This window comes from Paenibacillus sp. MZ03-122A (assembly GCF_024213325.1).
Classification (GTDB): domain Bacteria; phylum Bacillota; class Bacilli; order Paenibacillales; family Paenibacillaceae; genus Paenibacillus; species Paenibacillus polymyxa_B.
The window spans coordinates 156,095-171,665 of record NZ_JANAVI010000007.1; the positions used below are offsets into that span (position 1 = coordinate 156,095).

Below are 15,571 nucleotides of genomic sequence, written 5' to 3' on the forward strand. Positions count from 1 at the left end.
CCACATCATTTTATTTGTTATCTATTTTTTCTTTAAACCCAAAAATCCACGTTAGTGCAAATGCCACAGCAAAGCCGATTACACAAACTAAGATATATATGAATATCTGATTGTTCAGGTACAATAACATTCCCGGTAGGGCTGTGATTGACATGCCTGTTGCTTGAACATTAAATATACGTGCGAAGAAACCGCCAACCGCTCCGCCAATCAAGCCCATCAAGAACGGTTTGCCATATCGAATGTTCACCCCAAAGATAGCGGGTTCTGTAATACCCAATAACGCAGACAAGGTAGAAGGATACGCAATGGATTTGGTTTTCAAATTTTTGGATTTTAGACCAACAGCCAACGCAGCACCTGCTTGTGCGCAAATTGATGCAGAACTGATCGGGTTTACCATATTCCAACCGCCGCCCACTAGCATCTGTATTTCAATCAGGTTTAAGGCATGGTGCAGTCCGGTAACTACAATAATCTGATTGATGCCACCGTAAATAAATCCACCGATGCCGTATGGTAATTTTAAAATGGCGGTAACAGCCATTAATATTAAAGCTTCCACCTCGTGAAAAATAGGACCGATCACGAACAATCCCAGTACCAGTGTGATTAATAATGTCAAAAACGGTGTTAAAATTAAGTCCAATGCATCGGGGACTGACTTCCTGATCTTCTTCTCCAGCATCGCCCCCACGACACCTATTATGAAAGCAGGCAAAACCGAGCCCTGATAGCCTGCAATTTTAATGAATCCGAAAAACACTAGTGGTTCCTGAACTTTTTGGGCGACATCCCAGGATGTAGGCAACGAAGGACTTACTAACATTAATCCAATCAATATCCCCAATAGTGGAGACCCACCAAACACCCGGAATGCCGACCAACATACCAACACGGGTAAAAATGCAAAAGCGGTATCGGTCAATATTTGCGTAAACAATATGAAATTCGCAGAAATATGATCAGGTGTAAGTCCAAATAACTGGAGCAGTGCAGGCTGAGTTACTAAGCCTCTAACTCCCATAAATAATCCTGTAGCTACCAATGCGGGCATAATTGGAACAAATACATCCCCGAAAATTCGGATCATTCTTTTGAACCGATTATCATCTTGGGTGGAGGCCATTTCTTTCAAATCAGCCTTTGATGTAGCAGATATGCTTTGACCAACCATGGCATCGTATACTTTATTTACAGTACCGGTTCCAAAAATAATTTGATATTGCCCAGAGGTAAAGAAAACGCCCTTGGCCTTATCAATATTCTCAATAAATTCATCATCAATAATTTCTCTATCTTTTACAATCAGCCTCAACCGTGTGGCACAATGTGCCATGGAAATAATATTGTCTTCTCCGCCAAGCCCTTTAATGACATCTTGGGCAATTTTAACGTATTCTTTTTCAAGACTCATCAGTCTCTTCCTTTCCTCTGTTCCTCTTAGTTAGTCTGAATCCTTTAAAACTTTGATCAAATAGGCTTCTTAAGAATATCATGACTGCGCTTTCAAACAGCGGGATTATTTTACTTCATTAAGGTCAAATTTTGACCTTTTTATATCCTTGATTATAAATGCATATAGCAACTGGTGCCTGTCTATATTCGCTTTTGGAGATCAACTCGCATTTGAATTATGATGAAACAATAAAGTGCACCCCTAGAATACATCCCCATGTATTTTAAAGGTGCACTTCAATTGTTATATAGCGAACTAATTATGTTTTACTTAGTGACTTTCAAATGAACACTGTTAGCTGTATAGATAACCTTCACTTTATAATTGGTTGGTAAACCTACCGTTTCAATGGAAGAAAATGCGCCATTTCGTTTAGCATAAGTTAAGATCGTAGCACCATTAGCCGGTACATATTTGTTAGAAAAATTCAGACGTAATTTTCCGTTGAGTATAGCTGTTCCTTTTATTTTGAGCACATCATTTTTACTGCGCAGGTTAAGCTCAAGTGTTCCCTTGGCAGATTGTCTGTAATTTCCGCCAATAATCAGCTTTCCAGAGGCATTTTTAAGAAAAGTTCCCCCGTTATTCGTAATTCCACCACTTCCGAAAGCCGTTTCCGAAGTTCCCTCCAAAGTACCTTGGTCGATCTGTGTACCCCCGGAATACGTATTGTTGCCCATTAGCTTCAACGTACCTGTTCCCTTTTTAGTCAGCTTTCCAACACCAGAGATATTATTGCGCCAGCGATCCAATGCATTGAAACCGCCTTTGGAAGCATCCATATTCACCGTCACATTATTGGCGAAAGCGCCGTAGCCATCCGCAGCTGAAAACAGGTTCAATCGTCCCCATCCCTCAGCATCATCAAGTACAGGATACCCGGAAGGAATCCCTGTAGTAGCCAAAACCCAACGACGTTGTGTGCTATCCAGGTAAGGCAAGCGTGTCTCCAACAATACCTCAGCTCCCTTAGGCACTGTCATTGGTGTCGTAGTTGGATTAACCTGACTGAATCCGTATGTTAATCGTTGATTATAATTTTTTTTGTTTGTGACATAATTGCTGAACCGATCTGGAGCTGAACCTTTTTGGGACAGCAGTTGTTTGCGAGCATCCTGATAAGCCGCTTTCTTCAAACTGCTATTGGCTGGATCAGACAGGATAGCAGCAGCCATCGCTGTTGCCATGACACGTCCTCCCATAACATCAAGCGGGGAATGCATACCAGCAACAACACGGTTATTGCCCAGCTCCGAAGCTCGCGTCAGCAGTTCCTGATAACGCTCCGGCACGGCATAGGCCATAGCAATAGAACTGAGATACGCAGCATTGGTATGACCGCTAGGAAAGCCGCCATCGCTAGTAGCATCAGCTTTGAGAGCGGGAATAAGGCTCGGAACAACCACTGAGTTATCGCTCCAGCGAAACGGGCGAGGATAGCTAAAATAAGACTTAGCCGGGTTCGTCGTAGAGTATTCCCCGCGCAAGGTATTTACCAGATTTACGATATTGCCGAGATTGGAGCTTGTACTCCCAGCATTCGTTCCCTCATCTTCGTATTTCTTAGTCAGAGCATCTGCCGGAATATCGTTGATCGTTGTCGTGGCACCTGCATTCTTTCGATATACATCAGTGAGCGAACCCAGCCCGTCGATCACACTGTAGCTCTGGTTTCTGCGATCATCCAAATAAGCTGCATCAGCCTCACTGGAAGTGCGACGGGCAGCTATATCAATTACCTTTTGAATATTGGCGTCCAGCACGCTGCTGTTTAGCTTGGTACCTGTATCCCAAGTAGCACCGGGAGTCCAAAGCTTATTAAATTCGGAGAGCAATCCGAGAGTCGGATTAGAGCTTTCCGTCTTATTTGCAGAACTATTATTTTTATAATGATCTACGAAATATCCCCATGACGGTTCTGTTGGAGTTACCGTTGTTGGTAGGGTTGCCGCACTTGCATAACTTCCACCCAGGGAACCTAGAAGTAATGGTAAAGATAGTAGTGCAACTGATAATGGTTTCCTTAGCGATTTCATTCTCAAATCAGATCCTCTCTTCTCTTGTGCTCTTCATACTTTCTCTACGGAGCTATTATCTAAATAACAAGATGTATGACATAAAGAATCATATCTTAAGTTTGTTAAATCAAGAGCTTAGTTTTGTTAAATGAAAAAAAGGCATCCCAAGAGCCGTATACACGACTCTGGAGACACCTCGTTCAAACCGTTATAGAAAAACCAGCTACCCTACAGCCATACTTCTATGACTTTGCCATTCACGAAAGCTACCGCCTTGAAATAAAGACTACGGTTGCCGTATACCCAGGCTTCGACTTGAGTTCCGTTTGAAGCAGCCCCCTTTTCTCTGACTGTTGGGTATCCCCATGCGAACTGCACCTGCGTCGTATTCATGCCCAAGCTTACCTCATTATTTTTAATCTTGTTCCAGATGGCTTGCGACCATTGGTATTTCTTGTACGGGTCGTAAGTCAGAAATTGATCGGAATCAGACAGCATTTGTGGAATGCGTGAAGCTCCGATGATGGAAAACGTGTTATAAGTTTCGCCATTGGCCCCCTGGAAAATAACTTCGTAAGATTTAACACCGTTCGGGTCCGTACTGACTTCGATATCTTTAACTGTTACCTTGCCAAATCGCTCTCCAGCGCTATAGAAGTTATTGACCCAATAGGTTTTGCCAATTAATTTGGACAGACTTCCCAGATCAATGGCTCTGATAATTTTTGCCGTTTCCGGCGTCTCAATGACCAGCTTGGTAGCGCCCACAGATAATTCTCCTTGCTGGCGGTCACGATTCCATTTGAATCCGCCCAACTTCAGATCGGTCAGTAATGTTCCCGGGAATACAACCTGTCCGTTAACCGTTTGAACCTTGCCCTTCAGTGCAACAGGTTTACCATTCACCATTGCGGTGGAACTCCCTTTTTGGAGTACGATATTGTTTTTACCCAGCTTGATCGTAAAGGTCTGGTTCGCCACGGTAACAGATCCACCCAGCGTCTTGAACACAGACTGCACAGGCAAATACACATTGCCGTTCAGTATAGCCGCCCCGGTCAAGGTTTGATCGGACGAAACCTTTAGTGTAAAAGAAGAGGGTATTCCTTCGGTCCGCAGAGCTACGGATGTGCTTCCAATGCCCCTTACTTTGAGTGTACCGGAACCATTCTGCTGTAGCTCGGCAACCTGCGGTTTCTCCACTTCAATCTCACTAGCTTCGGGATGACGTGTTAGTCGATAACCGTTCGAATACGTCTCTTGTACATTTAATTGAATCGTATCGCCGATGGCAGCCTCTTTAGAGGTCGTCAACAAGGACATACCCGTTAATGTAGGCAAGCTCAGCGCAGTCGTGATTCCGTCCTTATAGCCGACCCAAGAGCCATCCTTTAATTGTGCAAAAAGCTCGTCAGGCGAATCAACCAACCGTGCAACATTAGACAACCCGCTAAGCTGCACAGCTGGATATTTCTTCATTCGGTCATAGCCCCATACAGTCCCATCATGATGTACAGTAATCAAGACATGTGTACCTTTTTTCCATAAAATCGAAGCAATATCACTTCCCACTTCGCGCGGTGGTTCATTGGTCAGCATATCCAGCATCGTGACATGGCCATCTTCCTTAAGTACTGCAGCATACGCCGTACTCATTTTGATATCAAGCGCACCATCTACATGACCTATCTTGCGGGGCTTAGATTCTGCGTACCCTGTGGAATACCATACATCACCGGATCGAGTAAGAACCGTAAAGTAGGTACTTACCTTGTCACCGTCTATAGCATCCGATATTCCCTCAACCTGTTCTCTTCCCCAGGAGATCGTCCCATCGGTTTTAATAGCCAAACCCTCACCTGTAATTTCTTTAACTCCTGAGGATTGAGCCGTCACTTTTGGGTCGGAGTTATCATCCCAGATGGCTACCTTCCCGTCCTCAGTCCAGCCATAATAACCTTGGCTCTTGTCTTTACTGCCTGTAATGCCTTTCAAATTCAATTTCTCAATAACCGGGCCATCTATACTCTTTCTCCATAAAAAACCATCATCCAGTATGTAGTTATTCCGGTCGATCACGTCTATAATTTTAGCGTTTTTCCAAGTGTTGTTCGTCGTTACATTTGCCGCTACTGCTGTTTCTCCATTGTTTAACGCAGTTCCCACCACCGCTCCACATACCATAGATACTGCCAGCAAAATCTTCGTTGCTTTTCTCATCGTGGTCCCCTTTTCTATTTATATTTCCATATCAATATTTTGCATAATTCCATTCCCAACGCTCAAAAATACATTATATAGACGAACTAGATCACTTCGATCTCTATATTGCTGATTTGAAAAGCGGCTCTTGGGACTTATGCAAAATACTCACATATATATCGGTTTTGGGGATGGTAAATGTTTGAATTTGGATATGTCATTTTAGAAATTCTAACTAAATGGAGCAATGAAGAGTATCCAGCAGAATGGGCAAGCAGTAATGAGTAAAGGTGGCCTTTATCCCACTTTCAGCCATTTGCTGCAAACGGATCGCTTCCTATATCTTAAAATATACATACATATTCGGAGGTTGCCATGACTAGTAAATCTGCTACAAAAACTGAAACGGGCCGATCGCTCCCCCTCCCGGGTCCACAAGCGAAAGGCACCGTTTTTGCGATACTGATTGCGATCAGTTTCGTCCATCTGTTCAATGACTCGATTCAATCGGTCATTCCAGCGATCTTTCCGATCTTGAAGGAATCTATGAGCCTGAACTACACGCAAATCGGCTGGATTTCATTCGCGATCAATTTTACAGCTTCAATCATGCAGCCTGTGATTGGCTTGTTTTCGGACAAACGGCCTACGCCCGCTATCCTTCCCATCGGCATGGGCTTTACGCTGACTGGCATGCTGTTGCTCGCCTATGCTGCCGATTATAAAGCGGTGCTGATCGCAGTCATTTTTGTGGGTCTGGGCTCGGCTGCCTTTCACCCTGAAGGCTCGCGCGTATCCCATATGGCGGCCGGGCCGCGTCGGGGATTGGCACAATCCATTTTTCAAGTTGGTGGCAATGCGGGCCAATCGCTGGCGCCGATGCTCACGAGCTGGATTTTTATCCCGTTAGGACAATTCGGTGCGATCTGGTTCACAGGTATTGCGGCAGCGGGAATTGTGGTGCAATCGTTCATCGCCCGCTGGTACGGTAACGTCCTGCGTACAGAAGGCGTTGCACGCAAAAAAGCGGTGGCACGCCGCATGAAGCCCGAAGTGCGTAACCGCGTTATGTTTGCCATGATTGTCCTCATTCTACTGGTATTCGTCCGTTCGTGGTACTCGACCTCGGTCGGAAGCTACTATTCGTTTTACCTGATGGAAGTATTTAAAATGCCATTGGCTGATGCACAGCTTTACATTTTCCTGTTCCTCGGGGCTGGAGCGCTGGGCACCTTTTTTGGCGGTCCGCTCGCGGACCGTTTTGGTAAACGCAACATGATTTTTCTGTCCATGGTATTAGCTGCACCACTCGCGCTGGCACTACCTTATGCCAACCAATTCTGGACGGCGATCCTGCTGGCAATTATCGGATTTATTATGCTGTCTAGCTTTTCGGTCACAGTCGTATATGCGCAGATGCTCGTGCCCGGCAAAATCGGGACCGTGTCCGGTCTAATTACGGGCCTCGCTTTTGGCCTTGGTGGTGTGGGCGCACTCGTGCTCGGCAACTGGATCGACAAGGTAGGCATCACTCACATCATGTTCCTGTGCGGCTTTTTACCACTGCTCGGCATCTTAACCTTCCTGCTTCCTACAGATAAAACCCTGAACCGCTGGGCGGAAGAAAATGGAGCAGAAGTGTAACAGGCAAACGTGTGGCGGCCATTTTGGCCGCTGCACCCCTTTATACCCACCTAACGTAACTCCTCACTCTCTACTTCTGCCAAACGCATTAAAATCCGACGCTTCCGATACAGCATTTTCCCTGCTTCAGCTACGTCACTAATAGCGCTTCGGTTCGCAATGGAGCCAAACAAAATACCCGCAATCGGGACCATTTGAAGCAGCTTTTTCCATCCAAACTGGTCACGATAAGTGTTAATGACCTCTCTCCATCCCTGCATCTGGGAAAAAACCTGTGCCTGACGTGAAGGATCATCGAACAAAGCCAGCTCCTCTAATACGGCCTTCTTACCCACAATATCAGATGAAGCAAATTGCATACATTTAATAATAAAAATGCGTTCCTGCTTATCATGGGGATTAAAGCCATAACACAAGGCTATTTCCTGAAGCACTTTGAGTGACAAGCCGAGCAAAAGAGGAATATCCGCCGCAATCGTAAACACACCGCCAATTCCCGTTGTTGCTCCCTGAGCGGTAGCAAAGGTAATACGAGCCGACGTCATATCGTCAGCAGTCCGATCCATGATTGTTAGCGGGAGCTCAGCCGCCTGCTTCAACTCCCACCTAGGTTCGGCACTATGTTCCGAATCAGCGTTTTCCCCGGCACGAGGCAGGTCCTGCGTATCCGACACGGAATCTGAGCCATTTTGCTGAATTACATGTTCATGGGCCGTCTTTTTCAGCCTGTTCAGAACCGTTTCTTCCTTCACCAAATATTTGCCGCCGTTCTGAATGAAACTACCCATTTCATTAAGCAGTTGCTCCAGCTTGTCTTTAATGACTTTGGGCGTCAGCCGATCCAGCAACATAAAAGGCCATCTGCCGATTTTTTCCCAGAAAAAAATGTCCTTCTGTTCCTTTTCCCATTTTTCAATATTCTTCAGCTCATGACGCAATACATCATGGCTTTCCCGATATTCTGTAAGCTGCTTCATAACCGTAGACGTCTCCTTTTGACTATGCTAGTTTATGTATGGGTAATACGTAAGTAAGGCGAGTTCAGGTTTCTTTTTTTAGCAAACTAGATGATAAAGAAAGTTAAAAATCCATACAGATCGGAGTGTAATGATGAATAATCCCACATTCGCCTCACAGTCTTCTTCAACTGCTAATGTAGAGCTTGTCCCTTACCATTGTGAACATGATGCCATTTTACATACTTTCTACTTGCCTGAGGAGCAGAAGCAGTTTACTGGAATGCCGGATGAAATGCTGACACTGGCCAAGGAAGATCCGCACCGCCATCCTGTCGTGATTACGGCTACTAGAAGACCCGTTGGATTTTTCATTTTATACGATGGGGATGAATTAGCGGACTATACGAATATTTCTGAGGCACTGTTGCTGCGCGCGTTCTCTATTCATTACGCAGATCAGGGACAAGGATTCGCTAAAAAAGGGCTGCTTCTACTACCACAATTCATCGCCAGACACTTCCCACATATTCGCGAGATTGTACTGGGCGTCAATGCCCGTAATCTGCCTGCCCAAAGTCTGTATCGCAAATGCGGCTTTATCGATGAAGGCAACACTAAAATGGGACAACACGGATTGCAGCATATTTTAAAAATAAGCCTATAACGTTGACCTCATAGCCCTCGCCCAAATAAAAAAGCTTTCGGCACAAACGCCGAAAGCTTTTATCGTTAAATCTCACCAATGGAAAAACTCAATTTGTAATTACCAAACTTCGTAAGCTCATCCAGCATGGTATTTAACTCTGCCTGTGATGACATGCGCAAGCGCATCCAATAACAGCCTTCCCCACTCACTCGATGGATTTCGACAATATAGGGATGCTCCCGTGCAAAAGCCTGGAAAGCACTGTGAGTTGTTCCTGAATTCAAAAAAACCGTAATAAAGGCATGAATCGTCTGTCCAATTTTCTCAGGGTTCCAGCGCAGCGTATAGCCCTCGATAATGCCCGCATCCTGCATTTTTCGAACACGCGCTCCTACTGCTTGGCCTGTCAAATGAACAAGCTGACCGATCTCCTTGTGCGATAAAGAGCTGTCTTCAATTAAATGATGAAGAATGCGCAGATCGGTGTCATCAGGTACGAATAGTTCCATAGTTATTTTTCCTTTCATGATGAAACGATAATGCTGGTTTTCCTTTCAGCAGGCCGTAGCCTGTAGCTCCTTGCGTCAGATATGATTGTAACAGAAACAAAGAACCACCGAAAATACACTCTGTCCAAAAACATTCACTACCAAAGGAGCTTCCATAGATGAAAATCACACTAATCCGCAACGCAACCTTATGGATCGAATACGCTGGAGTAAAATTTCTGGTTGATCCGATGTTGAGTGATGCTGGCGCAAATCCGCCGGTTCCCAATACGGAAAATGCCCGCCGTAATCCGCTGGTTCCCTTGCCGCCGCAATGGCAGGCACTCGGACAGCCTGATGTTGTGATCGTTACACATTTGCATCCCGATCATTGGGACCCGGCAGCAGTACGCTGGTTGGACAAACAACTTCCCGTCTTCTGCCAGCCCGGAAATGAAGAACAAATTACTGCTGACGGTTTTACACAGGTTACTCCGATTTCGGTGGCTGGCTCCGTGGGAGAAATTGAGCTCATCCGTACTACCGGGCATCACGGCACCGGAGAAATCGGGGAACAGATGGGACCCGTATCCGGCTTTGTGTTTCAGGCACCAGGTGAACCTGTCGTCTATTTGGCCGGGGATACGATCTGGTGCAGTGAAGTCGCGGAAGCACTGGATAAATACCGTCCGGAGTGGACAATTGTGAACGCTGGAGGGGCTCGGTTTACGATTGGTGATCCCATCATTATGACTGCCCAAGATGTAACGGCTGTTGCGCAGCATGCCTCTTGCACACAAATCGTGGCTGTCCACATGGAAGCAATCAACCATTGTTTACTAACTCGCTCCGAGCTTACGGAATACATCAACCGTGAAGGTTTGGAGGGACGTGTCCATATTCCAGCAGATGGAGCGACGATTTCGGGATAAGGCGATAATCCCGAGTCACCGCTTGCGCCTATTTTGAATATATTGGATTTCAAAACGGCTAAAGAAGGGATTATCAATGAATTGGCAATATCCTTATTATGGTACAGAAACCCAATGTAAAGAAGTTCCGATTACCTTTCCTCCCCAGCATCAATATAGACAACCGGGGTTGGAATACCTGATGGTTCCACGCCCTATTTATGATAATCCAAAGTATATCGGCACCGGAAAGCTTCAGGATCGGGTGGCTATTATTAGCGGTGGGGACAGTGGTATTGGTCGCGCGGTTGCAGTGGCATTTGCCAAGGAAGGGGCTGATGTGGTCATTGCCTATCTCGATGAGCATCGAGATGCTATGGAAACCCGTGATGTCATTCACAGGCTTGGCCGACGTTGTTTGTTAATTCCAGGTGATCTAAGGCTAAAAAGCAACTGCTGTCTGGTTGTTCAACAAACGATGGAAACCTTTGGTCGGATTGACATCCTGATTAACAACCTAGGTATTCAGTTTGTGCGCGAATCGTATCTGGATATCAGTGAGCAGCAGCTTCGTGATACATTTGATACGAATATTATTTCCTTCTTCCATATGACTACAGAAGCATTGCCGTATATGCGGGCTGGGGCTAGCATCGTCAATACGGCATCGGTGACAGCCTATGTTGGTCAAAAGAATATGATCGACTATTCAGCCACCAAAGGAGCTATCGTCAGCTTCACCCGCGCTTTGGCTAATAATCTGGTCGATCAGGGTATTCGCGTGAATGCCATTGCTCCCGGTCCGATCTGGACTCCGCTAAATCCGGCCACACAGTCGCCTGAAGTCATTCGCACCTTCGGCAGCAATACACCAATGAAGCGTGCCGGGCAGCCTTATGAATTGGCTCCTGCCTATGTGCTGCTGGCTTCGGATGACGGTTCCTACATTACAGGCCAAACGCTGCATATAAACGGCGGCCAAATGGTCACCACTTAGTTTCGTTGGCTGATAGCCACAAGACCCAACAAGCAAGAAAACCTCCAGCATCCACATTTCTAGTGGAACTGGAGGTTTTCTTATTTTACGATACCGAATCTGAGCTTAAGCTGATCTTTTGTTTTTGTTGTAAATATCGAAGGCAACCGCCAGCAACAGTACCAAGCCCTTGATTCCTTGCTGCCAGTCAATACCCAGACCGATCAGAGACATACCGTTATTCAGTACACCCATGACCAAACCACCGATAATGGCTCCAAAAACGGTTCCGATCCCGCCGGACGCCGAAGCTCCACCGATAAAGCAGGCTGCGATGGCATCCAGCTCAAAGTTCGTACCCGCTCTCGGCGTAGCCGCGTTCAGACGTGCAGCAAAGATCAGACCGGAAATGGCGGCCAGCACACCCATATTGACGAATACCCAAAATGTTACCTTTTTCGTTTTGACACCGGACAGACCCGCTGCCTTTTCATTTCCACCCAACGCATACACATGACGGCCCATAATCGTGCGGTTCATGATGAAGGAGTACACAACGATCAGTATGAACAGCAGCACGAGAATGTTAGGTATCCCCGCGTAGCTCGCGAGCATGAAGGTGAACAAATTGATGACCGCAGCTACCACAATCAACTTGAGTACAAATAAAGTTTGTGACGGAACCTCGAATCCATATTTAAGCTGAGAACGACGTTCGCGAAGTTCATTCACGATAAACCATACCGTGAGTGCAATACCGACAATGATGGATACCAGGTTATAACCGGTAGATGAAAAATCCGGTAGGAAGCCTGAACTGATTTTCTGGAAGCCCCCCGGAAATGGAGAGATCGATTGACCTTCCAGCACGATCATGGTCAATCCACGGAAGAGCAGCATCCCCGCCAATGTAACGATAAATGCCGGAATCCGTACATAAGCGACCCAGAACCCTTGCCATGCGCCGATTAACGCCCCGACCAGCAAAGATGCAATCACAGCGATCCATGCTGGAAGCTGCCAATCGACCATCATTATGGCGGCAACCGCACCGACAAAAGCGGCTATGGAGCCGACGGACAAATCAATATGTCCAGTGATGATAACCAGCACCATCCCGATGGCCAGCACGAGAATATAGCTGTTTTGCAGAATCAGATTGGTAATATTAATCGGCTTCAACAGCAGGCCGCCCGTCAGCACCTCGAACAAAATCATAATGACGACCAGCGCAATCATCATGCCATATTGGCGGATGTTATTTTTAAATAGTTTAGTTATGGTTTCCATGCTTCACGCCTCCTGACTTGGTCATATATCTCATCAACGTTTCCTGCGACGCGTCCTCACGGCTAACCTCTCCAGTGATCCGCCCAGCATTCATGACATAAATCCGGTCACACAAACCTAGTACCTCTGGCAGCTCGGACGAAATGACCAGCACTCCCTTGCCTTCAGCGGCAAGTCGATGAATAATCGTGTAAATTTCATATTTGGCGCCCACATCAATGCCACGTGTCGGTTCATCCAGAATCAGAATATCCGGCCCGGCAAAAATCCATTTGCTCAGCACCACCTTCTGCTGATTGCCGCCACTCAGATTACCCGTTTTCTGTAAAATGCTCGGCGCTTTGATGTTCATGCTTTTTTTCATTTCCTCTGCAACAACGACTTCCTCCTGCTCATTGACGACAGCGCCCTTCGTCAGCTTGTTCAGGCCAGTCAGCGAAATATTACGCTTGATATCATCCATTAGAATGAGGCCATACTCCTTGCGATCCTCCGTTACATAGGCAAAGCCGTTGTTGATCGCGTCCGTAACCGTGTTGTTCTGGATCGGCTTGCCGTCTTTAATCAGCTGACCGGAAATGTTGCGTCCGTACGACTTGCCAAAAATGCTCATTGCCAGCTCGGTCCGTCCCGCCCCCATCAGCCCGGCAATACCGACAATTTCACCGCGACGAATGTTCAAATTCACCTGATCCAGCACCTTGCGGTCTGCATGATGCTCGTGATACACCGTCCAATCCTTCACTTCCAAAACGACTTTGCCAATCTCCGCATGACGCTCTGGATAACGGCTGGTCAGATCACGTCCAACCATCCCGCTAATGATCCGATCCTCCGTGACCTCATCCTTTTTCATATCCAGTGTCTCAATCGTCTTCCCATCCCGCAAAATCGTAATTGAATCCGACACCTTTGCGACTTCATTCAGCTTGTGGGAGATGAGAATGCAGGAAATGCCCTGTCTTTTAAATTCCAGCATCAAATTAAGCAGATTTTCACTATCATCCTCATTCAACGCCGCTGTCGGTTCATCGAGAATAAGCAGCTTCACCTTTTTAGAGAGCGCTTTCGCAATTTCGACCAGTTGTTGCTTCCCGACCCCGATGTTCGTAACTAATGTATTGGGATTCTCACTCAAACCGACCTTGGACAGCAGATCGCGTGTACCCACAAAAGTCTCTTTCCAATCAATCACACCGCCACTGGCACGTTCGTTACCCAGATAAATATTTTCCGCAATCGAGAGATACGGAATCAGCGCCAGCTCCTGATGGATAATGACAATGCCCAATTCCTCGCTCTGCTTGATATCCTTGAACTCACACGTTTTGCCCTGGAAAACAATATCCCCTTCATAGGTTCCATGCGGATATACACCGCTTAGTACCTTCATCAGCGTCGATTTGCCCGCACCGTTCTCACCGCACAGGGAATGGATTTCGCCTTCCTTGACCTTGAGATTTACATTTTCCAATGCCTTCACGCCGGGAAAGGTTTTGGTAATTCCCTTCATTTCCAAAATGATTCCAGTCATGGAATACGCTCCTTTCGGTTGGATTCTTACTCTTATTTCAGTCCGATTTGCTCTTTGGTGTAATAGTGACTGCCGACAATGTCCTTTTCCACATTCGTCCGATCCACCGAGATTGGATCAAGTAAGTAGGCAGGAATGATCTTTTTACCGTTGTTATAGGATTCGGTGTCATTCACTTCCGCTTGCTTGCCCTGTAAAATGCTGTTGGCCATCACGACCGTTTGCTCAGCCAGCTTGCGAGTATCCTTAAATACAGTTTGCGTCTGCTCCCCAGCCACAATGGACTTGATGGAAGCCAGCTCTGCATCCTGCCCTGTAATGATCGGTAGCGGCTTGTTCGCTGATCCATATCCGACCCCTTTCAGGGATGAAATGATACCGATGCTAATGCCGTCATACGGGGATAGTACCGCGTCCAGATTGGCCCCTGAATAGTAGGCACTCAGCAGATTATCCATCCGCGACTGCGCTAATGCTCCATCCCATCGCAGTGTAGCGATCTGCGCCATCGTCATCTGCTTGCTGCGTACGACCAGCTTACCGGAATCAATGTACGGTTTAAGAACGGACATCGCACCATTAAAGAAGAAATAAGCGTTATTGTCATCCGGTGAACCACCGAACAGCTCGATATTGAAAGGGCCTTTGCCTTCCTTGAGTCCCAGCTTTTTCTCAATATATGCTGCCTGTAGTACCCCCACCTTGAAGTTATCGAAGGTCGCATAATACGTCAGATACGGTGTGTTGCGAATCAGACGATCGTAAGAAATGACCTGAATGCCTCGGTCGTGTGCCTTCTGAATCACATCCGTCAGCGTGTTTCCGTCGACCGAAGCGATCACCATAACATTGACGCCCTTGGTGATCATATTTTCGATTTGAGAGATTTGGTTTTCCACCACGTCCTCGGCGTACTGTAAATCCGTTTTATAGCCTTGCTCCTGAAACAACCGGACCATATTCTCCCCGTCTCCTACCCAACGCTCGGACGATTTGGTCGGCATGGAAATGCCCACATAGCCTTTTTCCTTGCTGCCCGTTCCACTCTCCGCCAGATTGCAGGCCGAAAGCATCAGGGCCAAAACCAGAAGCCAAACGACAACAGCTCCTTTTTTCATATGAAGTTCCCCTTTCCTCATGTGATGCGGGTCAATTTGAAGGTAAGTGCTGATTAGAGTTGAATTAGATAGCGCTTACATAAGTGAGGCAATGAGCGCCTCTCCTTTTTTTATGTGCAAACACATGGTATCATTCCAGGCCGGGAAAGGTCTTTGCTGGTTTTGAACTTTTTTTATAAAATTTTAACCTTTGTGATGGAGGGAAGTTGGAGGAGATAAAATGAAACTCATTGACTAAGTAATATGGCTTGTAAATAAATTAAAACAACTTCCACTTTATAATTTTTCGCTATACGGGACGCTTAAAAACAGAAAAAAAAGGGTAG

At 46.3% G+C, this 15,571-nt stretch carries 12 protein-coding genes; 4 read left to right on the plus strand and 8 right to left on the minus strand.

Translation table 11 applies throughout. The features are described 5' to 3' along the window. Nucleotides 1–10 precede the first annotated feature (10 nt). From NLX74_RS16725 to NLX74_RS16735, 3 genes are all read right to left on the minus strand, one after another. Nucleotides 11–1,417 (minus strand): sucrose-specific PTS transporter subunit IIBC, encoded by a 1,407-nt coding sequence (locus tag NLX74_RS16725; RefSeq protein ID WP_235307555.1) that lies wholly within the window; start codon nt 1,415–1,417, stop codon nt 11–13. Between the two features lie 308 nt (nt 1,418–1,725). Next, complete coding sequence (locus tag NLX74_RS16730; protein WP_254329440.1) at nt 1,726–3,495, minus strand: acid phosphatase; 1,770 nt, start codon at nt 3,493–3,495, stop codon at nt 1,726–1,728. A 210-nt stretch (nt 3,496–3,705) separates the two neighbouring features. Next, nucleotides 3,706–5,697, minus strand: coding sequence for a stalk domain-containing protein (locus NLX74_RS16735; RefSeq protein WP_254329361.1), 1,992 nt, complete (start codon nt 5,695–5,697; stop codon nt 3,706–3,708). A gap of 357 nt (nt 5,698–6,054) precedes the next feature. On the opposite strand from NLX74_RS16735, the gene NLX74_RS16740 reads away from it, so the two are divergent. Continuing rightward, a complete protein-coding gene (locus NLX74_RS16740) occupies nt 6,055–7,323 on the plus strand; it encodes an MFS transporter (protein ID WP_250267629.1) in 1,269 nt (422 codons plus the stop codon). A gap of 50 nt (nt 7,324–7,373) precedes the next feature. Here the strand turns inward: NLX74_RS16740 and NLX74_RS16745 are convergent, their stop codons facing one another. Then, nucleotides 7,374–8,300, minus strand: coding sequence for an EcsC family protein (locus NLX74_RS16745; protein WP_254329362.1), 927 nt, complete (start codon nt 8,298–8,300; stop codon nt 7,374–7,376). Nucleotides 8,301–8,433: 133 nt separating this feature from the next. Here NLX74_RS16745 and NLX74_RS16750 point away from each other — a divergent pair, with 133 nt between their 5' ends. After that, entirely contained in the window at nt 8,434–8,946 is a 513-nt protein-coding gene (locus NLX74_RS16750; RefSeq protein WP_254329363.1) for a GNAT family N-acetyltransferase, read from the plus strand. A 65-nt stretch (nt 8,947–9,011) separates the two neighbouring features. Here the strand turns inward: NLX74_RS16750 and NLX74_RS16755 are convergent, their stop codons facing one another. Continuing rightward, complete coding sequence (locus NLX74_RS16755; RefSeq protein WP_025720601.1) at nt 9,012–9,437, minus strand: Lrp/AsnC family transcriptional regulator; 426 nt, start codon at nt 9,435–9,437, stop codon at nt 9,012–9,014. 158 nt (nt 9,438–9,595) lie between these two features. Here NLX74_RS16755 and NLX74_RS16760 point away from each other — a divergent pair, with 158 nt between their 5' ends. Together NLX74_RS16760 and NLX74_RS16765 are read left to right on the plus strand one after the other, a co-directional pair. Continuing rightward, a complete protein-coding gene (locus NLX74_RS16760) occupies nt 9,596–10,348 on the plus strand; it encodes an MBL fold metallo-hydrolase (RefSeq protein WP_254329364.1) in 753 nt (250 codons plus the stop codon). 76 nt (nt 10,349–10,424) lie between these two features. Next, nucleotides 10,425–11,324, plus strand: a complete 900-nt coding sequence (locus NLX74_RS16765; protein WP_029516135.1) for an SDR family oxidoreductase — start codon at nt 10,425–10,427, stop codon at nt 11,322–11,324. Between the two features lie 105 nt (nt 11,325–11,429). Here the strand turns inward: NLX74_RS16765 and mmsB are convergent, their stop codons facing one another. Genes mmsB through chvE form a run of 3 tightly spaced genes read right to left on the minus strand, consistent with a single transcriptional unit; the run spans nt 11,430 to nt 15,245 of the window. Beyond that, a complete protein-coding gene (mmsB, locus tag NLX74_RS16770; protein WP_254329365.1) occupies nt 11,430–12,593 on the minus strand; it encodes a multiple monosaccharide ABC transporter permease in 1,164 nt (387 codons plus the stop codon). Next, entirely contained in the window at nt 12,577–14,127 is a 1,551-nt protein-coding gene (mmsA, locus tag NLX74_RS16775; RefSeq protein WP_250259152.1) for a multiple monosaccharide ABC transporter ATP-binding protein, read from the minus strand. Before mmsA ends, mmsB begins: the two co-directional genes overlap by 17 nt. A gap of 32 nt (nt 14,128–14,159) precedes the next feature. After that, nucleotides 14,160–15,245: a multiple monosaccharide ABC transporter substrate-binding protein gene (chvE, locus tag NLX74_RS16780; RefSeq protein WP_061831190.1), complete on the minus strand. Its 1,086-nt coding sequence runs from the start codon at nt 15,243–15,245 to the stop codon at nt 14,160–14,162. Between the last annotated feature and the right edge of the window lie 326 nt (nt 15,246–15,571).

Coding starts and splice junctions, on each gene's coding strand:
- NLX74_RS16725 (WP_235307555.1), bottom strand. CDS start 1,417: ATGAGTCTTGAAAAAGAATACGTTAAAATTGCCCAAGATGTCATTAAA.
- NLX74_RS16730 (WP_254329440.1), bottom strand. CDS start 3,495: ATGAAATCGCTAAGGAAACCATTATCAGTTGCACTACTATCTTTACCA.
- NLX74_RS16735 (WP_254329361.1), bottom strand. CDS start 5,697: ATGAGAAAAGCAACGAAGATTTTGCTGGCAGTATCTATGGTATGTGGA.
- NLX74_RS16740 (WP_250267629.1), top strand. CDS start 6,055: ATGACTAGTAAATCTGCTACAAAAACTGAAACGGGCCGATCGCTCCCC.
- NLX74_RS16745 (WP_254329362.1), bottom strand. CDS start 8,300: ATGAAGCAGCTTACAGAATATCGGGAAAGCCATGATGTATTGCGTCAT.
- NLX74_RS16750 (WP_254329363.1), top strand. CDS start 8,434: ATGAATAATCCCACATTCGCCTCACAGTCTTCTTCAACTGCTAATGTA.
- NLX74_RS16755 (WP_025720601.1), bottom strand. CDS start 9,437: ATGGAACTATTCGTACCTGATGACACCGATCTGCGCATTCTTCATCAT.
- NLX74_RS16760 (WP_254329364.1), top strand. CDS start 9,596: ATGAAAATCACACTAATCCGCAACGCAACCTTATGGATCGAATACGCT.
- NLX74_RS16765 (WP_029516135.1), top strand. CDS start 10,425: ATGAATTGGCAATATCCTTATTATGGTACAGAAACCCAATGTAAAGAA.
- mmsB (WP_254329365.1), bottom strand. CDS start 12,593: ATGGAAACCATAACTAAACTATTTAAAAATAACATCCGCCAATATGGC.
- mmsA (WP_250259152.1), bottom strand. CDS start 14,127: ATGACTGGAATCATTTTGGAAATGAAGGGAATTACCAAAACCTTTCCC.
- chvE (WP_061831190.1), bottom strand. CDS start 15,245: ATGAAAAAAGGAGCTGTTGTCGTTTGGCTTCTGGTTTTGGCCCTGATG.